Below are 20,840 nucleotides of genomic sequence, written 5' to 3' on the forward strand. Positions count from 1 at the left end.
TCATCATGCTCAAACTCAATCACTTATGTCACCACTATGTACACCCCGGCCAGTCAGCCCAGAATAGAATACAACCTATGGTATTCGACCTGCAGGCTGAAAAAGGCGATATCGTGGCATTGATCGGCCCTAGCGGAGCCGGGAAAAGTACCTTGTTAGCCATGGTGGCGGGTTTTCTTAACCCTGACAGCGGTGAATTGCACATTGCCGGGCAGCCGATAACAAGCCAAACGCCCGCCGAGCGTCCGCTCTCCATTTTGTTTCAGGATCACAACCTGTTCCCCCACCTTACAGTGTTTGAAAACATCGGCCTTGGGATCCACCCCGGATTAAAGCTAAGCCGGGAAGATAAAGAGAATATAGTCGTCGCGGCATCTCGGGTGGGAATAAGCAAGTATCTCGACCGCCTGCCGGAACAACTCTCCGGCGGGCAGAAACAGCGGGTGGCGCTGGCACGCTGCCTGATCCGGCAGCAACCCTTACTGTTACTCGATGAGCCGTTCTCGGCGCTCGATCCGGCGCTGCGCAAAGAAATGCTAACACTGGTAAAAAGCCTCGCAAAAGAGCAGCAAATCACCGTACTGATGGTCACCCACAGCCCCGAAGATGCCCTGAAAATTGCCAATAAATGCGCGTTCATCTATGAGGGGCAAGTGACGGTGTCAGGCCCGACGCGGCAAGTGCTGGTCGAGCCTGAAGATGAAGCATTGAAGAAGTACTTAGGTATTTAAGATGTGTGAGGTTCTATGGTTCGATGGTTCTATGGTTCTATGGTTCTATGGTTCTATGGTTCTATGGTTCTGCAAGTTTGCTCTAAAGCCCCATACGGTCAATAAGAGCAACAACAAACACCGCCACAGAACCACAGGGCCACTGGACCGCTTTTCCCTTTACTACAAATTCTCTTCCGCAAATTCAGCAAGACGACTGCGGACAACCCCATTGAGGTAGATGTTGGCACTGCCTTCAAAGTGTTTAAAGCGTTCGACAATATAGGTTAAGCCCGATGTAACGGGTGAGAGATAACTGGAGTCAATCTGAGACAGGTTACCGGAACAGACCAGTTTGGTACCTTCACCGCAACGGGTAATGATCGTTTTGATTTGTGAAGCCGTTAAGTTCTGGCATTCATCCAGCAATACAAACGCATTCTGAATTGAACGGCCACGCATGAAGTTAATGGATTTGAACTGAATATTGGCTTTCTCAAAGATATATTTCATTGAGCCATCAGTACAAACATCGTTTTTATGTAGCGCTTCCATAGTATCTGTTACCGCCGCTAACCACGGCATCATTTTTTCTTCTTCCGTCCCCGGTAAGAAACCAATAGATTCGGCAATTTCCGGAGTGTTACGGGTGACAATAATCTTGTCATACATGCTTTTTTCAATCACCAGCTCCAGCGCGGCGGCCATTGCCAGAATCGTCTTACCGCACCCGGCCGGACCGGTCAGAATGACCAGATCAATATCAGGGTCGAGCATCGCATCCAGCGCCATTCCCTGATAGACATTTTTAGGGTGGATCCCCCATGCCTGGCGGTGCATCAATCGCTCATGACCCAGATCTTTGACCGTGACCGTTGCACCATCAATACTGTCGATCCGGCCCGCAAAATCATCTCCGTCATCAAGAAGGTACTGATTAAGATAAGGAGCCTCAAACAGCTCTGTCGGCAAGGTATGCACGGTGGCACGCCCGCGGCTTTCCGTCTGACACTCCCCGACCCGATCCCAAAACAGCCCGTCAAATTGATGAAAACCTTTACTTAATAATTTTACATCATCAATAAGCTGATCAGAGCGATAATCCTCAACCTTATAGACGCCGGCACCTTTGGCGCGCAGCCGCATATTGATATCTTTGGTTACCAATACGACTTCGCGCGGAGCATAGTGAGATTGCAGGTACAGAACCCCGTTAAGAATCCGGTTATCGCCGGCCTTATCAGCAAATGCGTGCACCATTTCTTTGATCGTGTAATCGGCAAAAATAGCAACCGTCCCTTTATGACCGCCATCATGAGTAAAAGGAATTCCGGCAGAAATCTGCTCGGGGGTGGCATCGTGGAAGATATCTTCCAGCGCGCGGATGGCTACCCGAGCATCGCGGGAAACATCACGTTTACTGTCTTTAATCCGATCGAGCTCCTCCAGTACCGTCATCGGAATAACGACATCGTGCTCGTGGAAAGAATAAATCGCGAGAGGTTCATGAAGTAGAATATTGGTATCAAGTACAAAGATTTTCCGTGCATAATCGTCCATAAGCACCTCCTTGGTAGCATCCTGATAGCAAAATAAATTGCCACTACACTTAAACGTACGTCAAAACACGGTAGTTACTATTAAAGACCGGAGATCATGAAATAAATGTGACAAAAATACTGTGACGGATTTGGGCAACTTTCGCCGTGACCTCAATCACATCATGCAGTAACATGACTCCCCTTTTTACCGATGCGAATTCTGGCTTACACTTAATCTCAGTGTAGCCCAAAGATCACAAAGCGTCGGGCTTCACATTTTCCTTAATATCAAATAATTAGAAGGTTTTTACCGCTATGCCATTTGCTTTGGGCCAACGTTGGATCAGTGATACAGAGAGTGATTTAGGTTTAGGCACTGTCGTTGCAGCAGATGCCCGTACTGTCTCCCTGATGTTCTCCGCCAGTGAAGAGAGCCGCTTGTATGCACGCCATGATGCTCCTGTTACCCGTGTAATGTTTAATATTGGTGATGTGGTTGAAAGCCATGAAGGCTGGTCACTAAACGTTGAAAACGTTGAAGAAAGTGGTGGCGTCTTTACCTATATCGGTACCCGCACAGACACCGGGGAAGAGAACGTTACACTGCGTGAAATTTTCCTCTGCCACCAAATCCGTTTTAACAAACCGCAGGATAAATTATTTGCCGGCCAGATCGATCGTATGGATCGGTTTGCCCTGCGTTACCGCGCGCTAAAAAATCAGTACGAACAACATAAAAGTCCGCTTCGGGGCCTGTGTGGTATGCGTGCCGGTTTAATCCCGCATCAGTTATACATCGCCCATGAAGTCGGTCGTCGTTACGCACCACGCGTGCTGCTGGCCGATGAAGTCGGCTTAGGTAAAACCATTGAAGCGGGCATGATCATCCACCAGCAAATACTGTCAGGCCGTGCCGAGCGCATCCTGATCCTGGTGCCGGAAACGCTTCAGCATCAATGGCTGGTTGAGATGATGCGTCGCTTTAATCTCCACTTTTCAATTTTTGACGAAGAACGCTGCGTTGAAGCCTATGCCGATGCGTCAAACCCGTTTGAGACCGCGCAATACGTGCTGTGTTCGCTGGACTTCCTGCGTAAGAGCCGCCGCCGTTTTGAGCAGGCTCTGGACGCTGACTGGGATCTGCTGGTCGTCGATGAAGCGCACCACCTGGAGTGGAGCGAAGACAAACCGAGCCGCCAGTATCAGGTGGTAGAGGCATTATCCGAAAAAACCCCTGGCGTACTGTTGCTCACCGCAACTCCGGAGCAACTTGGCCACGAAAGCCACTTCGCCCGTCTGCGCCTGCTCGATCCGGATCGTTTCTACGATTATGGCGCTTTTGTTGAAGAAGAGCGCCAGTACGCACCGGTAGCCGAAGCCGTCTCCCGCCTGTTGTCCGGCGAACAACTGGACCATGATGCCAAAGAGAGCCTGACAGCGCTGCTGTCAGAGCAAGATATCGAGCCGATGCTGCGTATTATCGAATCTGGCGAGATCGATAATGAACAATCACAGACGGTACGCCATGAGCTGATCGATAACCTGATGGACCGTCACGGTACCGGCCGCGTGCTGTTCCGTAATACTCGGGCGGCGATCAAAGGCTTCCCGCAGCGCCACCTGAATATGTACCCGCTGCCACTACCGAACCAGTATCAGACGGCAATGCGTGTCGCTGGCATGATGTCAGGCAAAGTGCCAAGCGAACAAAAAGCAATTAAACTGCTTTATCCGGAAGATATTTATCAGGAGTTTGAAGGGGAATCAGCAACCTGGTGGAACTTCGATCCGCGCGTAAACTGGCTGCTTGATATGCTGAAAGCCAATCGCAGCGAGAAGGTACTTGTCATTTGCTCCCGCGCCCAGACTGCGCTGACCCTGGAGCAGGCACTTCGCGAGCGTGAAGGTATTCGTGCCTCCGTGTTCCATGAAGGGATGTCTATCATCGAACGCGATAAAGCCGCCGCTTACTTCGCCCAGGAAGATGAAGGGGCTCAGGTACTGCTCTGTTCAGAAATTGGTTCGGAAGGCCGTAACTTCCAGTTTGCCAATCAGCTGGTGATGTTTGATCTGCCGATCAACCCGGATCTGCTGGAGCAACGTATCGGTCGCCTTGACCGTATCGGCCAGCTGCGTGATATTGAAATTCACGTACCACACCTGCAAGGCACGTCGCAGGCGCTGCTGGCTCGCTGGTATAACGAAGGCCTGAATGTTTTTGAAGAAACCTGTCCGACCGGCCGGGCGGTATATGAAGCGGTAAGAGATGACTTGATTGAGCTGCTGGCCAGCGAGAGTCACGACGCCGATGTACTGGAAAGCCTGATCGAGCAGAGTGCGGCGATGCATCAGTCGCTGAAAGCCAAACTGGAACAAGGCCGCGATCGCCTGCTAGAGATCCACTCCAACGGCGGGGAAAAAGCACGCGAACTCAGCGAGCAAATTGCCGCTAAAGACGGGGATACCAATCTGGTTGCCTTTGCACTGGGTCTGTTTGATACCATTGGCCTGAATCAAGACGACAAAGGTGAGAATGCGATTGTCGTAACGCCATCTGAGCATATGATGGTCGCCAGCTACCCGGGGCTACCATACGATGGCTGCACCATCACCTTTGAGCGCGACACCGCGCTGTCACGTGAAGACCTGCACTTTCTTAGCTGGGAACACCCGATGATCCAGGGCGGTATCGACTTACTGTTGTCTGAAGGCGTTGGTACCACGGCGGTTTCTCTGTTGAAAAACAAAGCCCTGCCTGCCGGCACCCTGCTGCTTGAACTGGTTTATGTGGTCGACGCTCAAGCACCGAAACAATCGGGCATTGGCCGCTTCCTGCCACAGACCCCTATTCGGATCTTACTGGATGCCAAAGGGAATAACCTGTCGGCGAAAGTGGAGTTTGAAGGCTTTAACCGTCAGCTAAGTCCGGTTAACCGCCATTTAGCCAGCAAACTGGTCAACTCGGTGCAAAAAGAGATCCATGTCCTGATTGCTCAGGCTGAGCAAGAAATCGTCAAAGAGCAAGTCACAGTACGTGAAGCGGCTCAGGCTGACATGGAAACCAGCCTGCGGGCAGAGCTGAATCGCCTCCGGGCTCTGAAAGCGGTCAACCCGAATATCCGTGACGATGAACTGGAACTGATCGAAAGCCAGATCCAGGATCTGACCGGTTATATCAGTAAAGCTCAGGTACAGCTGGATTCATTGCGTCTGATTGTGGTCAGCCACAACTAATTCACTTGCTTTCAGTTCATGTGAAGCCGCGTGATGCTCAGTATCATGCGGCTTTTATGTTAGTATTCCGATGACACCCATTGTGCTTACTTCCACCTACATCATTCGAGTAACTCATGAAACCATTGCCATTGCTGGACTACAATCCACCCGTCGAACCCTGGCTGGATGTACTTCACCTCGATCGCGATATCATTGCCCTGAACAAGCCTTCGGGACTGCTTTCAAATCCGGGGCGGGATCCGGCGCATTATGACAGTGTGCTTAGCCGAGTTCTGCGTGACTACCCGCACGCCCAGATTATCCACCGCCTTGACATGGCGACCTCTGGCTTGATTGTCCTGGCCCTAAATAAAAATGCCGAACGCCACCTGAAAATCCAGTTCCAAAAACGCCAGACTCAAAAAATCTACTACGCCCGGGTGTGGGGCCACTTAAAACAAGATACCGGCACGATTGACCTGCCACTCGTTTGCGACTGGCCAAACCGCCCGAAACAGAAAGTCTGCTTTGAAGATGGCAAACCGTCGGTTACTCATTACGAGGTAGTCGCACGGGAAGAGAACGCCACCCTGGTTCGCCTGCAACCGATTACCGGCCGTTCGCACCAGCTCCGGGTACATCTGCTGGCATTAGGCCACCCTATTCTGGGGGATCGTTTCTACGCCCACGATGAAGCCAGAACAATGGCTCCTCGCCTGCAGCTGCACGCCGCAGAACTGACATTCGCACATCCTTATACCGAACAGCCGATGCACCTGTTTGCCCCATGCAGTTTCTTTCCTGAGGCGCCAGAAAAAACTCTCGAATTGCCCGCTGCAGTTCAATAATATCAACGTTTCTGGGTCTGTGTCTGTTTCGACATAATTGCCGCAATGTTGATACATAAACAGACCCGGGTTGAGACTTCATCCGGATTTGATATAAATGACTCCTCTTACAACCAAATCGGATCAACTGACATGGAAACTATCGTCTTTCTCGATCGCGCCACGATTCCCGCTCATATCCCAATGCCGCAGCCAGCCTTTGCACACCGGTGGCTTGAATACCCTGCCACCGATGCGAGCCAGCTCGTTGAGCGCCTGCAGGACGCCACCATTGTGATCGTCAACAAGGTGGTTCTTGATGCCGATATCCTGTGTCAGTTACCACAGCTCAAAATGGTGGCAGTGGCGGCGACAGGCACCAATAACGTCGATCTCGATTATTGTCACCAAAATCAGATCACCGTGGCTAACATCCGAGGCTACGCCACCCGATCGGTACCGGAACATGTCATTGGGTTAATGTTTGCGCTGCGACGTAATTTAGTCGGATATCATCAGGATATTCAGGCCGGTGTCTGGCAGCAAAAAAAACAATTCTGTTTTTTTACTCACCCGATTGGGGATATTGCAGGATCGACGCTGGGCATCATCGGCCATGGCGGGCTCGGACAGGCGGTCGCTACATTAGCGACTGCACTGGACATGCAGGTGTTGTTTGCCGAACACAAAGGAAGAGTCGCTTGTCGTGAAGGCTACACCCCATTTGACGAGGTACTGGCGCAAGCCGATGTCCTGACGCTGCATTGTCCGTTAAACGAGCAGACAACCAACCTGATTGGCTCAGCCGAGCTGGATAAGATGAAATCTACCAGCATCTTAATCAATACCGGGAGAGGGGGGTTAGTTGATGAGGCCGCCCTGGTCGCAGCATTAAAAAATGGCACGATTGCCGGTGCGGGTGTCGATGTCTTTACCCAGGAGCCCGCAGACAGCAGCAATCCTCTCGTCGCCAATGCGGAACTGCCCACGCTTTTACTGACCCCTCATGTTGCCTGGGGTTCAGACTCCTCAATTCAGGCGCTGGCTAACCAGCTTATCGACAATCTCAATGCCTTTATCGCCGGTAAACCGCAAAATGTCATGTAATACCAACCCCTTCGTTATCAAACCATTCCGATGGTTAATGGACTCGGCATAGAAACGGGAGCAAAAGCTCCCGTTATCAACCCGCCCGGTAGAACTACAGGTTAACTATTTGAAACCATTTTCTTTACGGAGCAGGTCATAAGCCGCCTGCAACTCTTGCGCCTTCTGCTTAGCCATCTCCCTCATTTCCGGCGGCAGGCCTTTCGCCGCCAGCTTATCCGGATGGTGCTCATTCATCTGCTTACGATACGCTCGTTTGACATCCTGAGCCGATGCTCCATCAGTCACTCCCAGCAGCTCATAGGCATCCGCCACTTGATCACGCGTCGGAGCCTGCTGGTAAGCACCTTGCTGCTGACCTTGCTGATTAAAGCCACCCTGCTGAAAACGAAACGCCGCTTCTTGCATGTGCAAGCGTCGCTCTAGCTGCTGCGAAGAGAAACCTAAACTACGGGCTATAACATGCAGTAACTGGCGTTCACTCGGGTGTAATATACCGTCGGCAAACGCAGCCTGGATCTGTAACTCTAGGAAAAACTGTAATAAATCAGCGCGTCCAGCACAATTTCGGCGGACACTAGAAAGTGTTTCGTCAAGCAGGAAGCTCTCTCCCTTCCCTTCTCTGAAGGCATTTTGCGCCTGACGGCGAGATTCGCCATGCAGCCCCATACGATCCATAATGGCGCTGGCCACCCGGATTTCATCTTCAGTAACCCGGCCTTTCGATTTGGCCATATGGCCCATCACCGCAAAACCCGCGTAGAAAAACTCCGCCTGGCGCTCAGCGCTATTGGCTTGATGCGAACCAAAACGGCCAAAACCGCCACTGCGATAAATATTTGTTCGGGCTTTATCGAACTTATGGCCTAAAAACAGGCCTAAAAACAATCCAAATGGACCACCAAGAAGGAAGCCAAAAAATGCGCCTAAAAGCTTACCCCACACCTGCATTCTGTACTCTCTGGTAATTTGCTAAATTTATTCATGGTTTACTCGACACTGTGGCCTGAAAAGATGCCGTCGAGGTGAAATTGCATTATGATAGCTGTCATTTATCGGGAATGCTTGTAAAAAGCGCAACCAAATAGCTATGCGCCACAAACTGAATACAGGAACGTTTAATTCGATGTCATTAACCTCCCGCAGCTTACTTGCCACCATGATCAGCCTGGCTCTTTATGGCCCGGCACTGGCAGATGAAACTCCAACCCAGAGCGACGATGTCAATGATGCGTTTTCTGTAGCTGACCAAAAAACGGATGCGCTTGAACTGGTGCGCGGTATCTGCATCGCCCCTCAGGATCGCTCTGCTGATCCCAATAATGAGCCAATCAAAGTCACCGCCGATCATGCAGAAGCAAAAACTAACACCAAAATGACTTACTCTGGCGATGTGGTTGTCCAGCAAGGCCACCGGACGATGGCGGCAGATATGGCGACATTACGTCAGCCGGAAAATATCGTCACGGCGGAAGGCAATGTCTATTTCCATGACGGTGGTATGGAAGTCTACTCCGATCGCCTCCAAAGCAACCTCGACAGTGAAGATGCCGAAATGGAGAACGCGGTCTATAGCATGACCTGTGAAGCCGGTCGGGGGGAAGCAAGCCGGATCAGCAAGAAAAATGTTCTGGGAACCCAGTTCTACCGGATGAAAGACGGAACCTATACCACCTGCCCGACTGACGATAAGAGCTGGCGCTTTGCTGCGACCACATTGGAGCGAGAGGGGGAGTCACCTTTTGCTGACTTGTACAACGCCCGCTTCGAAGTGCTTGATGTGCCTGTTTTCTATTTACCTTATTTAAGAGTGCCGGTAGGCAAAGAGCGTTTAACCGGCTTCTTGTACCCGTCTCTCAGCTATGGCTCCCGTGATGGTTTCGAGTTTGAAACACCGTTTTACTGGAATATTGCCCCGAATTACGACATGACCATCACTCCTAAGTACATGAGTAACCGCGGCCTGCAACTTAATTCCCAATTCCGTTACCTGAATGAATTTGGCCGCGGCCAGTTAAGCGGCGAGTACCTTGGTGATGATAAAATCGCACCGGAAAAAGATGCCCGCTGGGCCTTTAACTGGTCTCACACCGGGACTTACCGAAGCCACTGGCTATTTAAGGCCGATTACAGCAAAACCAGTGACTTCAGTTATTTCAATGAAATCGATTCCAGCATCGGTAAGCGCGAAGATAACAACCTGTTGCAGACCGGAGAGGTCTCTTACCGCGAGCAGAACTGGGATTCAACGTTAAGGGTGCGTGATTTCCAACCGTTAACCTCAACCGGCGAAGGAACGCAATATCGTCTGATGCCCCAGCTGGAGTTTAACTACTACCGCCCGGATCTGCCTTACGGCTTCGATTTCTCGATGGCCAGCCATCTCAGCCGTTTTGAAAATGATTCAAACGCTAAGCCCTCGGCCGATCGTGTTCACCTCGAACCGAAGCTCACACTGCCCTATTCAACGCCTTGGTGGTCTATCACTTCAGAAACTAAGCTGATGTACACCTATTACAATCAAGACTTTGATAACTCGCTCACAGGTTTATCAACGCTTGACGAAACGGCTTCGCGGACAGTTCCAAGTGTACGTATCCACAGTGGGCTCTACCTGGAACGGGACACCGCCTTTTGGGGTAACCGTTATACCCAAAGCCTTGAACCGCAGATCCAATATCTCTTTGTACAGAACGTTGACCAGTCAGGTATCTATAACCCGGTAACATACTCTGGTGGTGGTTATGACAGTACCCGCCTGCAACAAGACTACTACGGCCTGTTTAGTGACAAAATATATAGTAGTGTTGATTACATTGCTCCGGCAAACCAATTTACCCTTGGCGCCTCGACTCGTTACTTTGACAATAATTTCAGGGAACGATTTACCCTGTCGTTAGGTCAAATCTTTTATATCGAGAAACCAACATTTGATGGTACCAGTGAAGATGATGCGGAAAGTTATTCGGCAACAGCATTAGAAACTGAATTTAACTATGCCGATTGGCTCTTCTTCAAAAGCTCCATGCAATATGATGCGAGTGATCGAAAGGTGCAGCTGGCCAGCGGAGCAATTGAATACCGTACCGGAGGGGTTTATATTCAGCCAAACTACCGCTACGTCTCTAGCAGCTACCTGGACCGATTCGTCGCCAATCCAAACGCTGCCGATGATAGTGGCAAACAGGACGGTCTTTCTCAGCTCGGCCTGTCAACAGGTATTCCTCTTTACGAGGGCTTGAGCCTGCGTGCCGACTATTTCCATGATCTGAATGTCAATAAAATGCTGGAAACCCAGGTAGGCTTGACTTACACCTCTGCTTGTTGGCTTATCGGTCTGACTTATAACCAGTATGCATCGAGTTCTTTAGGGGCGGAGAACACCCAATACGAGGATAACATAACATTATCCTTCAGCTTGCTCGGCCTGCAGGGCGCAAAACCTCTGGGTTACAGTACTGATACGGGTAATGCATTGTCGTACGGTAATTCATTCTCTTTAAATAATTAACCCAATTACGGCCATAAGTCGTAATTGCAACACAGATGGAACGTAAATGAAAAAGTGGAAGTCTTCTCTGTTAGGCCTGGTTATCTGGAGCCTCGCAGCCGGCAGCATTGCTGCCCCCAAGGAAATGGACAAGGTCGTGACGCTGGTTAACAACAGCGTGATCCTGCAAAGCGATGTCGATGCCATGCTTAAAACGGTACGCATCAATGCCGCCGAACAAAATCAGCCTTTGCCTTCTGACGAAGTCCTGACTGAACAGATCATGGAAAAGCTGATCCTTGAGGCCCTACAGCTGCAGCAGGCTGAGCAATTTGGGATCCGAATCGACGATACCCGCCTTGATCAGGCGATTGCCCGAATCGCCCAAGAGCGGCAAATGACGGTTCCCCAACTGCAGCAAGAACTGGCTTCAAACGGCATCGGTTATTCAATGTTCCGCGAGCAAATGCGCCGTGATATGACAGCAAGCGAAGCGCGTACCATTCAGGTTCGCCGCCGCATCAGTATTTTGCCACAAGAGGTAGACACGCTGGCAGAGCAACTTAACAAACAAAATCTCCAAAGTGTACAGTTCAACATCAGCCACATTCAGCTTCGGGTCGAAGACGGTGCCAATAAGGCACTGCGCGAAGAAACGGAAAAGCAAGCTCAGCAGCTGGTGAATGAACTCAAGCAAGGCGCCGACTTTGCCAGCCTCGCTTACCGCTACTCAAAAGGCCCGAAAGCACTGCAAGGTGGCGAATGGGGATGGATGCGCCAGGAAGAGATGCCAACCATCTTTGCCGATCAGATCAAATCAAATGGCAAAGGCGCCATTATCGGTCCTTTCCGGAGCGGTGTTGGCTACCATATTATGAAAATCAACGATGCCAAAGGGTTAGAAACGGTCTCGGTCACCGAAGTCAATGCACGCCATATTCTGTTGAAAACTTCGGTCATTTTAAGTGATGACGGCGCACAACGTCAGCTGAAAAATGCGCGCAACAAGATCCTGGCGGGAGAGCAGACTTTTGCCGACGCCGCTCAGTCACTGAGTGCCGACCCGGGCTCGGCGGCCAACAAAGGTGAACTGGGATGGCAGACTCCTGACATTTATGTGCCTGAATTTAAAGATAAAGTGGAAAGCCTGCCAACCGGCACTATCAGTGAACCCTTTAAAACCGTCCATGGCTGGCACATTGTTGAAGTATTAGAACGCCGTAATGTTGACCGTACTGATGCCGCAGTCAAAGACCGTGCTTACCGTATTTTGTTCAGCCGTAAGTTCAACGAAGAAGCTCAGGCGTGGATTCAGGAATTACGCGCCGGTGCTTATATCGAACAATTAGGAGCTGACAATGAGTAAGGTTAAACGCATCGCGATCACACCGGGAGAACCTGCTGGTATCGGCCCTGATTTAGTGATTGCTATCGCCCAGCAGAACTGGCCACATGAACTGGTTATTTGTGCTAACGCCCAGCTTATGGTAGAACGTGCAGCCCAATTGGGATTACCGCTGGAAGTAAGAGTGTATGATGCCTCACTTCCCGCGCAGCCGCATCAGGCTGGCACCATGGTTGTCACTGACCACGATCTTAAAGCACCAGTGACGCCTGGTGAGCTAAAGGAACAAAATGGTCACTACGTACTACAAACGTTAGAGCGAGCTGCTCAGGGGTGCTTGAGTGGCGAATTTGCGGCATTGGTAACAGGCCCTGTTCACAAGGGTGTGATTAACCGTGCTGGTGTGGCATTCAGTGGCCACACCGAGTTTTTCGCCCAGCAAGCGGACACAGCGCAAGTTGTAATGATGCTGGCGACTGAAGGCTTGCGGGTGGCGTTAGTGACGACGCATATCCCTTTGGCTTATGTTTCCAAAGCGATAACAGAAGAGCGGCTGCAACAAGTCATCCGCATTTTACACGCGGATTTAGTCAGTAAATTTGGTATTAAACAGCCCAAAATTTACGTTTGCGGCTTAAATCCGCACGCCGGTGAAGACGGCTGTCTGGGCAGAGAAGAAATCGACATCATTTCTCCGGCCTTAGAGCAGCTTCGCCAACAGGAAGGAATGAATCTGGTAGGCCCATTGCCTGCCGATACTATCTTCCAGGATAAATATCTGGCCGATGCAGACACTGTATTGGCTATGTATCACGATCAAGGGCTGCCAGTGCTGAAATATAAAGGCTTTGGTAAATCGGTCAACATTACGTTAGGTCTGCCCTTCATCAGAACTTCAGTAGATCATGGTACCGCACTGGAACTCGCAGGTACTGGACAGGCGGACACGGGTAGCCTTTGGACAGCGCTATCACACGCCCTCAAATTGGTAGAAAAACAAGCATGAGCAGCGATCAAGTCCACCTGGGTCACCGCGCCCGTAAGCGCTTTGGCCAGAACTTTTTGAACGACCCGTATATCATTGATGGCATTGTATCTGCCATCAACCCGCTGCCAGGTCAAAACCTGGTTGAAATTGGCCCGGGTCTGGGTGCAATCACCGAGCCTGTCGGCAAACTGGTCGATAAATTTTCAGTTATCGAGCTGGATCGCGATCTGGCGGAACGCTTACGCAACCACCCTGATTTGGCTCATAAGCTAACGATCCACGAAGGCGATGCCATGCGTTTCGACTTCACCCAGCTGATCAAGCCGAACAACAAGCTGCGTATTTTCGGTAATCTGCCGTACAACATTTCCACGCCATTGATGTTCCACCTTTTTACTTTTCATGAAAATGTGCAAGATATGCACTTCATGTTACAAAAAGAGGTGGTCAATCGTTTAGCGGCGGGGCCTGGCTGCAAAGCGTATGGTCGCCTGACCGTCATGGCTCAGTACTACAGCAAAATAATGCCGGTACTGGAAGTGCCGCCAGAGTCATTTACACCAGCACCAAAAGTGGACTCTGCGGTTGTACGCCTGACGCCATATGAAACCCTGCCCTACCCATGTACTAATCTTAAATGGTTAGATCGTGTGTGCCGTGAAGGTTTTAATCAGCGCCGTAAGACAATCCGCAACTGTTATAAAGCGCTGTTCAGCGTCGAAGAACTGGAGAACCTGGGAATTAACCCGGGATTACGTCCGGAAAATATCACGGTTGAGCAGTTCGTTGACATGGCAAACTGGCTGGATGCCAACCATAAAAACGCATAAGCGCATAGGTTGGGGTTTGGCTGAACAAAGAAAGGAAGCATGATTTTGAGTACTAACGCCACCCCAACCATCAAATGCAGAGTGGTTACTCACTACCTGGAAGACCAATCTGAACCTGAGAATCAGCGATATGTGTTTTCGTACACCATCACTATCAGTAATCTCGGGCAGGGAACGGCTCAGTTGCTGAGCCGTCGCTGGCTGATCACAGATGCCAACGGCAAAAAATTAGTGATCGAAGGCGAAGGTGTCGTCGGCGAGCAGCCTGAAATTGCTGCCAACGAAGAATACACCTATACCAGCGGTACTATCATTGAAACCCCTCTGGGAGTCATGCAGGGTCACTACGTCATGAGTAATGAGCTGGGGGATGAATTTATTGCCGAGGTTGCTCCCTTCCGACTGGCTATTCCCAATATTCTTCATTAAGGAACCGTATGGCTACCTACCTTGTCGGTGACATTCAAGGTTGTTTCGACGATCTCTGCCACCTGCTTGATCAGGCCCGATTCGATCCTGAATGTGATGAATTATGGCTGGCTGGTGATCTCGTCGCACGGGGGCCTAAATCGCTTGACACCTTACGGTTTGTGAAAGCGCTTGGCTCCCGGGCAACAACAGTATTAGGCAATCACGATTTGCACTTACTCGCCATTGCTAATGGCATCGCCAAGCCGAAAGCCAAAGACAAAATTCAGGCCATCTTAGATGCTCCCGACAGTGCCGAGCTGCTCGACTGGCTCCGGCGACAACCGTTACTCGCCGAACACCCGTCCTTACCTTTCGTCATGGCTCATGCCGGTATTCCCCCGCAGTGGGATCTTAAGCAAGCCCATCAGCATGCACGGGAAGTTGAAAGCTGCTTGCAGTCTGCAGATTATCTCTGGCTACTGCAAAACATGTACGGCAATGGTCCTGACCTCTGGACTCCCGAGCTGAAAGGCATCGATAAGTACCGCTTTACCATTAATGCCTTCACCCGTATGCGCTTTTGCTATCCGGATGGCAGGCTGGATATGGCCTGTAAACTCCCCCCCGATCATCCTGACACCGGTGAACTGCTTCCTTGGTTTAGCCTTCCCCGCTCACAACCATTAGGGAAGAAGATCATTTTTGGTCACTGGGCCGCGTTATCCGGCTACGAAGATAACACGGTGATAGGTCTTGATACGGGATGTGTATGGGGAAACAGCATGACGTTATTACGCTGGGAAGACGATGCCAGATTTGAAACCGCTTGTCCGGTATATGCATAGGAGAGAAAAGAGCCGAGGAGCTAGGGACGAAAACTCTCGCCCCTCGAGACTCTTAACTCGACGCTCGCTCTAATATCGTAAAGCGCATGTTGTGGGCATTTTTGTCATCGGCAGCATAATCTTTGCTGTAGGTTTCCAGCCAGTTATTGCCCCAGTCAGGAAAACAGGTATCTCCCTCAACCACCAGATCAATAAAAGTCAGATACAGGCGATCAGCCGCCGGCAGGCAGGCCGCGTAAATACTGCCACCACCGATAACCATCAGCTCCTCTACATCACCCGCCGCACTCTTGGCTGCATCAATGTCAGCAACCACGGTCACCCCTTCAGCGGAAAATTCAGGATTACGGCTGATCACGATATTATGACGGCCCGGCAGCGGACGTCCAATCGACTCAAAAGTCTTGCGTCCCATCACAATGGGTTTGCCTAATGTCGCCTGCTTAAACCAGGCAAAATCTGCAGGCAGATGCCATGGCATCGCATTGCCTTTACCGATAACACGATCTTTCGCCATCGCTGCGATCATACTGATCTTCATCACTTCCCCTGTTAACCGCCACCAGAAATAAAATGTTATATCACCGGCCGGCGACGATAAAACAATAGTCCCGGCATTGCCAGCCCTATCGCCAATGCCGCGACAATAAATACCGCCTTGATAACATTTTCCATCATCAGTACCCACAGCTCCTGACTAAAGCCGCGATGATTTATTTCGACTAATGCGATCATGGCTTTAAAGGCAAACACTCCCGGAACCATAGGGATCATCGCCGCAACGGTAAAGACCTTCGGATGGGCCAGAAAACGGTGCGACCAGTGCACACCAATCATCCCGACCATCGTCGCGGCACAAAACGTTGCCCATTCAATCGGCACTCCAAAATGCATCAAGACAAAGCGGCCACCATGACCCAGCGCCCCGCCGATAGCACAGTATTTCAGCGCTTTCTGCGGAACATTAAAGACCAGAGCAAAACCAACCGCCGGGATCATCGAAAAAAACATGTCATTGAGCAGTGCAAGCATAAAGGCTAAATCGATCATGACAGCCACCCCCATACGCCCAGCACATTCATTGCGGCCACAATACCGGCACTGGTTGATAATGTCAGTAAGCTGGCTATGGTCCAGCGGGCAATCCCCATATTCGAAAAGCCTTTGACCATATCTGAAACCGCATTGATTAACGGAAAACCGGGGACCAGCATTAAGACTGAAGAAGCCATCGCCAGAAACGGGGTTTCGCCAATCTGATAAACCTGACCCATGCCTGAAATTAAGGTCGTCACAAAAGCCGTCACGCCGAAATTCAGTAATGGATTAAAGTGAGCGTGGGCTATCTCCTGACGCACAAACATCCCGACCGAGGATGCCACAAAGGTCAGCAGGAAAACAGGCCAGTCTCCCCCAGCCAAGCGGCTGAAGGATGCACAGGATAAACCGATCATCACGATAACCAGAACACGGTTGTAACGCAGGGGTTTAATCTGCTCTAAACGCTGATGGACACCATCCACATCAATGACTCCGCGCTCAGCCATGATGCAGACTCGTTGAATTTCCGTCACCACTTGCATGTTAATACCGCGATCCTGACAGCGGCGAGTCGTCGTAATACAGCGGCCATCGTGCAATGTCGTCAGCACCATCGAACTGGCCGATAACGACACTTCAACGCTCTCAACGCCCAGCGCTAACCCCAACCGCGTGGTGACATCCATCACCAGCGTGCTTTCAGCGCCATGCTGTAATAGCCTTTGTCCTGCTGCAACCGCCAGACGGGACACTTCCCTCTGCTCTGGCTCTGACAGCTGCTTTATCCCTCTCACCATTAATCTTCCCTCTGTCTCATCTCTACATCAAGCCTAACGGGCATCCCCTTGCCCTCGGGGATTATTCAGTAACAGCTGAAGATTATCAATCATTTCGCCCGGCCATCATTGGCCATGAATTATCAGACAAATTTACTCTGGCAGTGTTGATTAGACACAAAAAAGCCGCTCATAGGAGCGGCTCATTATCTTGGAAAGGCATGAATTATGGCTTGTAAATGATCTCTACATCATAATCATCTTCGTTCCAGTCATCCCAATCGTCGTCATCGTCATCATCTTCCGCTTTTTTGATTTGCTCAGCGTGATAATCGTCCCACTTGAATTCGACTTTCTCTTGTTCTACCGCTTCTTCTTCGAACGTTACTTTTGGTAACTGCTCAATGAATGCCATCAGATCATAGGTAAGCTCTTTCGTGCCCATACGATTGAGGCCAGAAATACAGTAATAGTCACCTTCCCAGGCAAGTGCGCCCAGGATCTCATCGATCTTGGCTTGCGCATCTTCTTCTGATAACAAATCCACTTTATTGAAGATGATCCAACGAGGTTTATTCGCCAGCTTCTCGCTGTACTTATCCAGCTCATTCAAAATTGTGAATGCATTTTCAACCGGATCTGAACCATCGGCAGGCAACAGATCAATCATATGCAGAAGAATACGACAGCGTTCAAGGTGTTTAAGGAAACGAATCCCCAAGCCAGCGCCATCCGCCGCCCCTTCGATCAGGCCTGGAATATCTGCTACAACGAAGCTGCGGTCAGAGTCGACACGCACCACACCCAAGCTAGGAACCAGGGTTGTAAACGGGTAATCCGCCACTTTTGGGGTTGCCGCAGAAACCGCACGAATAAAGGTTGATTTACCTGCATTCGGCAGACCCAGCATACCAACATCCGCAAGCAACAATAGCTCAAGGCGCAAGTGACGGATCTCACCTTTGGTTCCCATGGATTTCTGACGCGGCGCCCGGTTTACTGACGATTTATAACGGGTATTGCCTAAACCGTGGAATCCGCCTTTTGCGGCCATGACCTTCATACCGTGCTGTGTCAGGTCAGCAATGATTTCACCGGTCTCTTCATCAACCGCACGCGTCCCGACAGGAACACGTAAGATACAATCTTCACCGCGTTTACCGGTACAGTTACCGCCACGGCCATTTTCGCCGCGAGGGGCTGAGTGAAAACGCTCAAATCGATAATCGATCAGGGTATTAACGTTTTCATCGGCCAATAGGTATACGTCACCGCCGTCACCGCCGTCACCGCCATCAGGGCCGCCTCTTGGCACATATTTTTCAGTACGGAAACTAACGGTACCATTACCACCATCACCGGCATCAACTCTAATTACCGCTTCATCTACAAACTTCATATCTTTCTCCGCACAGTGGCGTTCAATATCTCAATCTGATCAATCATCAAATTGTTCAGATTGCTATTAATCTATTGTAATGGACCTTGGCTATTTGTGCTGACGAATAATTTTATGCCCAATCGCACGGAACATGGCACTACTCACCACAACCATAGCACCAATATAACCCAATAGATTAAGGGCTGCGGCGGCAACAAACTGTGGCCAAATCAGACTAGCAAGATCACCAAATATTATCGTAAACAAGGGAGCTAAAGTGATCCCCGCGCTCACTTGCGAGGCTTGCCAGCGCGCCATTGCTTCTGTAGGGTTTTGGTTAAACGTAAACCCTCAAAACATAAAAAGCCCCGCCAGTTGGCAGGGCTTTAAGATTCGTTACGAGACTGAATTTATTCAGCTTCGATAGTTACGAATTTACGGTTTTTAGGACCTTTAACTTCGAACTTAACTTTACCGTCAGTTAGTGCGAATAGTGTGTGGTCTTTACCGCAGCCTACGTTAGTGCCAGGATGGAATTTAGTACCACGCTGACGAACGATGATGTTACCTGCAAGAACAGATTCACCACCGAAACGCTTAACACCTAGACGTTTGCTTTCTGAATCACGGCCGTTATTAGTAGAACCGCCAGCTTTTTTATGTGCCATTTTTTAAATTCTCCTAATTATTAAGCGCTGATGCCAGTAATTTTGACTTCAGTGAACCACTGACGGTGGCCCATTTGCTTACGAGAATGCTTACGGCGACGGAACTTAACGATTTTAATCTTATCGCCGCGACCGTGCGTAACAACCTCTGCAGTCACTTTACCACCCGCAACGAATGGTGCACCTACAGTTACTTCTTCACCGTTGGTTACTAGAAGAACGTTGTCAAATTCAACGCTAGCGCCTGTTTCAGCGTCTAGTTTTTCCAAGCGTAAGGTCTGGCCTTCGCTTACTCGGTGTTGCTTACCACCACTTTGGAAAACAGCGTACATGTCTTACTCCGCTTTTCCGCATAGGCCATCTGCCACGTTATATTTTGGGCAACGGGTATGCGCTTAATCTTGTCATCAATAGGGCGCGAATGTTACGTGAAAACGGTGCTTGTGGCAAGCCATTATACAAAGAAAATTGGTGAAAAGCTGTTCAGCAGAACAACTCTCTGATCTGTAGTAATTAGAGGTTGTGAAGAAAGGGATATTTTAGTGTAAGATCCTATGACAAATTCGAATAACCTTTCCGCCTTAGCGGCCAATAATTTTGCTGGATGTATAATGGATTTTAAAGCTATCCAAGCGCTCACCGCCAATGATATGGCGGAAGTTAACGCGAAGATAAAAGCACAACTGAACTCAGATGTTGCTCTGATTAATCAACTCGGTTTTTACATTGTCAGCGGCGGAGGTAAGCGTCTGCGCCCGATGTTAGCGGTTCTTGCTGCCCGAGCGCTGAATTACGAAGGGGATAAACACACGACAGCAGCCGCTTTTGTTGAATTTCTTCATACTGCAACCTTGCTTCACGATGATGTGGTTGATGAGTCGGATATGCGCCGAGGCAAGAAAACCGCTAATGCCGCATTCGGCAACGCCGCCAGTGTCTTGGTTGGTGACTATATCCATACCCGTTCATTTCAGATGATGGTCAGCCTACGATCTTTAAGGATCTTGGATGTTATGGGCGATGCCACTAATGTGATCGCCGAAGGTGAGGTGCAGCAATTAATGAACTGCAATGATCCTGACATCACCGAAGAGAGCTACATGCGGGTGATCTACTCAAAAACGGCACGCTTATTCGAAGCCGCAGCACAAATTGCTGCCATTATTACGGACTCGCCGAAACAGATTGAAACCGCCCTGCAGGATTATGGCCGTTATTTAGGGACAGCTTTCCAGCTGATCGATGATGTGCTGGATTACGTTGCTGATGGCAAAGAGATGGGGAAAAACGTCGGCGATGATCTTGCTGAAGGTAAACCGACTCTGCCGTTGCTACATGCTATGCGCCATGGTAACGCTGAGCAGGCTGTAATGATTCGCGAAGCTATCGAAAAAGGGAATGGTTTAGATAAACTTGAACCAATTCTGGCTTGTATGCGCGAGACGGGCTCGCTGGAATACACCCAGCTGCGCGCCGAAGAAGAAGCCGATAAAGCAATTACTGCGCTGGCGCCAATACCAGAATCAGATTACAAAGAGGCCTTAGTTGCGCTTGCACACCTTGCCGTGCAACGCAATAAATAACCCCTTAGACGCCTGCGCTGATCCCGTTTGCCGATCACACCTCTCAGCAGGCTTTCCCCTCCCCAGCCCTTTCTTCCCACA

20 protein-coding genes are annotated in these 20,840 nt (G+C 50.1%); 11 read left to right on the forward strand and 9 right to left on the reverse strand.

Translation table 11 applies throughout. The annotated features are described in order from the left end of the window. Positions 1-5: 5 nt before the first annotated feature. Positions 6-731 (forward strand): thiamine ABC transporter ATP-binding protein, encoded by a 726-nt coding sequence (gene thiQ / locus R3289_RS14165; protein WP_318926338.1) that lies wholly within the window; start codon positions 6-8, stop codon positions 729-731. Between the two features lie 162 nt (positions 732-893). Here the strand turns inward: thiQ and R3289_RS14170 are convergent, their stop codons facing one another. After that, positions 894-2,270, reverse strand: a complete 1,377-nt coding sequence (locus R3289_RS14170; protein WP_318926339.1) for a PhoH family protein — start codon at positions 2,268-2,270, stop codon at positions 894-896. Positions 2,271-2,566: 296 nt separating this feature from the next. On the opposite strand from R3289_RS14170, the gene rapA reads away from it, so the two are divergent. From rapA to R3289_RS14185, 3 genes are all read left to right on the forward strand, one after another. Then, positions 2,567-5,485, forward strand: coding sequence for an RNA polymerase-associated protein RapA (gene rapA, locus R3289_RS14175; RefSeq protein WP_318926340.1), 2,919 nt, complete (start codon positions 2,567-2,569; stop codon positions 5,483-5,485). 116 nt (positions 5,486-5,601) lie between these two features. Continuing rightward, positions 5,602-6,315 (forward strand): bifunctional tRNA pseudouridine(32) synthase/23S rRNA pseudouridine(746) synthase RluA, encoded by a 714-nt coding sequence (gene rluA / locus R3289_RS14180; RefSeq protein WP_318926341.1) that lies wholly within the window; start codon positions 5,602-5,604, stop codon positions 6,313-6,315. A gap of 132 nt (positions 6,316-6,447) precedes the next feature. Further along, positions 6,448-7,401, forward strand: coding sequence for a D-2-hydroxyacid dehydrogenase (locus tag R3289_RS14185; RefSeq protein ID WP_318926342.1), 954 nt, complete (start codon positions 6,448-6,450; stop codon positions 7,399-7,401). Positions 7,402-7,506: 105 nt separating this feature from the next. Here the strand turns inward: R3289_RS14185 and djlA are convergent, their stop codons facing one another. Beyond that, positions 7,507-8,352: a co-chaperone DjlA gene (gene djlA / locus R3289_RS14190; protein WP_318926343.1), complete on the reverse strand. Its 846-nt coding sequence runs from the start codon at positions 8,350-8,352 to the stop codon at positions 7,507-7,509. Between the two features lie 175 nt (positions 8,353-8,527). Here djlA and lptD point away from each other — a divergent pair, with 175 nt between their 5' ends. The 6 genes from lptD to R3289_RS14220 are packed head-to-tail and all read left to right on the forward strand — an operon-like array spanning position 8,528 to position 15,310. Further along, positions 8,528-10,912 (forward strand): LPS assembly protein LptD, encoded by a 2,385-nt coding sequence (gene lptD, locus R3289_RS14195; RefSeq protein ID WP_318926344.1) that lies wholly within the window; start codon positions 8,528-8,530, stop codon positions 10,910-10,912. A 46-nt stretch (positions 10,913-10,958) separates the two neighbouring features. Then, complete coding sequence (surA, locus tag R3289_RS14200; RefSeq protein WP_318926345.1) at positions 10,959-12,257, forward strand: peptidylprolyl isomerase SurA; 1,299 nt, start codon at positions 10,959-10,961, stop codon at positions 12,255-12,257. Next, positions 12,250-13,242, forward strand: a complete 993-nt coding sequence (gene pdxA / locus R3289_RS14205; protein ID WP_318926346.1) for a 4-hydroxythreonine-4-phosphate dehydrogenase PdxA — start codon at positions 12,250-12,252, stop codon at positions 13,240-13,242. The genes surA and pdxA overlap by 8 nt, the downstream gene beginning before the upstream one ends. Next, positions 13,239-14,054, forward strand: a complete 816-nt coding sequence (rsmA, locus tag R3289_RS14210; protein WP_318926347.1) for a 16S rRNA (adenine(1518)-N(6)/adenine(1519)-N(6))-dimethyltransferase RsmA — start codon at positions 13,239-13,241, stop codon at positions 14,052-14,054. Before pdxA ends, rsmA begins: the two co-directional genes overlap by 4 nt. A 39-nt stretch (positions 14,055-14,093) precedes the next feature. Further along, positions 14,094-14,483, forward strand: a complete 390-nt coding sequence (gene apaG / locus R3289_RS14215) for a Co2+/Mg2+ efflux protein ApaG (RefSeq protein WP_318926348.1) — start codon at positions 14,094-14,096, stop codon at positions 14,481-14,483. 8 nt (positions 14,484-14,491) lie between these two features. Beyond that, positions 14,492-15,310 (forward strand): symmetrical bis(5'-nucleosyl)-tetraphosphatase, encoded by an 819-nt coding sequence (locus R3289_RS14220; RefSeq protein WP_318926349.1) that lies wholly within the window; start codon positions 14,492-14,494, stop codon positions 15,308-15,310. Between the two features lie 52 nt (positions 15,311-15,362). Here R3289_RS14220 and folA read toward each other — a convergent pair whose 3' ends face one another. From folA to rplU, 7 genes are all read right to left on the reverse strand, one after another. Continuing rightward, complete coding sequence (gene folA, locus R3289_RS14225) at positions 15,363-15,851, reverse strand: type 3 dihydrofolate reductase (protein ID WP_318926350.1); 489 nt, start codon at positions 15,849-15,851, stop codon at positions 15,363-15,365. A gap of 35 nt (positions 15,852-15,886) precedes the next feature. Then, positions 15,887-16,360 (reverse strand): threonine/serine exporter family protein, encoded by a 474-nt coding sequence (locus R3289_RS14230; RefSeq protein ID WP_318926351.1) that lies wholly within the window; start codon positions 16,358-16,360, stop codon positions 15,887-15,889. Beyond that, a complete protein-coding gene (locus R3289_RS14235) occupies positions 16,357-17,148 on the reverse strand; it encodes a threonine/serine exporter family protein (protein ID WP_318926352.1) in 792 nt (263 codons plus the stop codon). Before R3289_RS14235 ends, R3289_RS14230 begins: the two co-directional genes overlap by 4 nt. Before the next feature lie 205 nt (positions 17,149-17,353). Next, on the reverse strand, positions 17,354-18,526 hold the full coding sequence (gene cgtA, locus R3289_RS14240) for an Obg family GTPase CgtA (protein WP_318926353.1): 1,173 nt from the start codon (positions 18,524-18,526) through the stop codon (positions 17,354-17,356). 90 nt (positions 18,527-18,616) lie between these two features. Next, positions 18,617-18,826 (reverse strand): hypothetical protein, encoded by a 210-nt coding sequence (locus R3289_RS14245; RefSeq protein ID WP_318926354.1) that lies wholly within the window; start codon positions 18,824-18,826, stop codon positions 18,617-18,619. Between the two features lie 92 nt (positions 18,827-18,918). Next, entirely contained in the window at positions 18,919-19,176 is a 258-nt protein-coding gene (gene rpmA / locus R3289_RS14250; protein WP_107285195.1) for a 50S ribosomal protein L27, read from the reverse strand. Positions 19,177-19,196: 20 nt separating this feature from the next. After that, a complete protein-coding gene (gene rplU / locus R3289_RS14255) occupies positions 19,197-19,508 on the reverse strand; it encodes a 50S ribosomal protein L21 (protein WP_107285196.1) in 312 nt (103 codons plus the stop codon). A gap of 279 nt (positions 19,509-19,787) precedes the next feature. Between rplU and ispB the strand changes: the two genes are divergently transcribed. Further along, positions 19,788-20,759 (forward strand): octaprenyl diphosphate synthase, encoded by a 972-nt coding sequence (ispB, locus tag R3289_RS14260; protein WP_318926355.1) that lies wholly within the window; start codon positions 19,788-19,790, stop codon positions 20,757-20,759. Positions 20,760-20,840: the final 81 nt, after the last annotated feature.

The sequence above is a fragment of the Photobacterium sp. genome (assembly GCF_033720175.1).
Taxonomy (GTDB): domain Bacteria; phylum Pseudomonadota; class Gammaproteobacteria; order Enterobacterales; family Vibrionaceae; genus Photobacterium.

What these genes read in the sequence shown, in the direction of transcription:
- thiQ (WP_318926338.1), top strand. Translation starts at nt 6, where the DNA reads ATGCTCAAACTCAATCACTTATGTCACCACTATGTACACCCCGGCCAG.
- R3289_RS14170 (WP_318926339.1), bottom strand. Translation starts at nt 2,270, where the DNA reads ATGGACGATTATGCACGGAAAATCTTTGTACTTGATACCAATATTCTA.
- rapA (WP_318926340.1), top strand. Translation starts at nt 2,567, where the DNA reads ATGCCATTTGCTTTGGGCCAACGTTGGATCAGTGATACAGAGAGTGAT.
- rluA (WP_318926341.1), top strand. Translation starts at nt 5,602, where the DNA reads ATGAAACCATTGCCATTGCTGGACTACAATCCACCCGTCGAACCCTGG.
- R3289_RS14185 (WP_318926342.1), top strand. Translation starts at nt 6,448, where the DNA reads ATGGAAACTATCGTCTTTCTCGATCGCGCCACGATTCCCGCTCATATC.
- djlA (WP_318926343.1), bottom strand. Translation starts at nt 8,352, where the DNA reads ATGCAGGTGTGGGGTAAGCTTTTAGGCGCATTTTTTGGCTTCCTTCTT.
- lptD (WP_318926344.1), top strand. Translation starts at nt 8,528, where the DNA reads ATGTCATTAACCTCCCGCAGCTTACTTGCCACCATGATCAGCCTGGCT.
- surA (WP_318926345.1), top strand. Translation starts at nt 10,959, where the DNA reads ATGAAAAAGTGGAAGTCTTCTCTGTTAGGCCTGGTTATCTGGAGCCTC.
- pdxA (WP_318926346.1), top strand. Translation starts at nt 12,250, where the DNA reads ATGAGTAAGGTTAAACGCATCGCGATCACACCGGGAGAACCTGCTGGT.
- rsmA (WP_318926347.1), top strand. Translation starts at nt 13,239, where the DNA reads ATGAGCAGCGATCAAGTCCACCTGGGTCACCGCGCCCGTAAGCGCTTT.
- apaG (WP_318926348.1), top strand. Translation starts at nt 14,094, where the DNA reads ATGATTTTGAGTACTAACGCCACCCCAACCATCAAATGCAGAGTGGTT.
- R3289_RS14220 (WP_318926349.1), top strand. Translation starts at nt 14,492, where the DNA reads ATGGCTACCTACCTTGTCGGTGACATTCAAGGTTGTTTCGACGATCTC.
- folA (WP_318926350.1), bottom strand. Translation starts at nt 15,851, where the DNA reads ATGAAGATCAGTATGATCGCAGCGATGGCGAAAGATCGTGTTATCGGT.
- R3289_RS14230 (WP_318926351.1), bottom strand. Translation starts at nt 16,360, where the DNA reads ATGATCGATTTAGCCTTTATGCTTGCACTGCTCAATGACATGTTTTTT.
- R3289_RS14235 (WP_318926352.1), bottom strand. Translation starts at nt 17,148, where the DNA reads ATGGTGAGAGGGATAAAGCAGCTGTCAGAGCCAGAGCAGAGGGAAGTG.
- cgtA (WP_318926353.1), bottom strand. Translation starts at nt 18,526, where the DNA reads ATGAAGTTTGTAGATGAAGCGGTAATTAGAGTTGATGCCGGTGATGGT.
- R3289_RS14245 (WP_318926354.1), bottom strand. Translation starts at nt 18,826, where the DNA reads ATGGCGCGCTGGCAAGCCTCGCAAGTGAGCGCGGGGATCACTTTAGCT.
- rpmA (WP_107285195.1), bottom strand. Translation starts at nt 19,176, where the DNA reads ATGGCACATAAAAAAGCTGGCGGTTCTACTAATAACGGCCGTGATTCA.
- rplU (WP_107285196.1), bottom strand. Translation starts at nt 19,508, where the DNA reads ATGTACGCTGTTTTCCAAAGTGGTGGTAAGCAACACCGAGTAAGCGAA.
- ispB (WP_318926355.1), top strand. Translation starts at nt 19,788, where the DNA reads ATGGATTTTAAAGCTATCCAAGCGCTCACCGCCAATGATATGGCGGAA.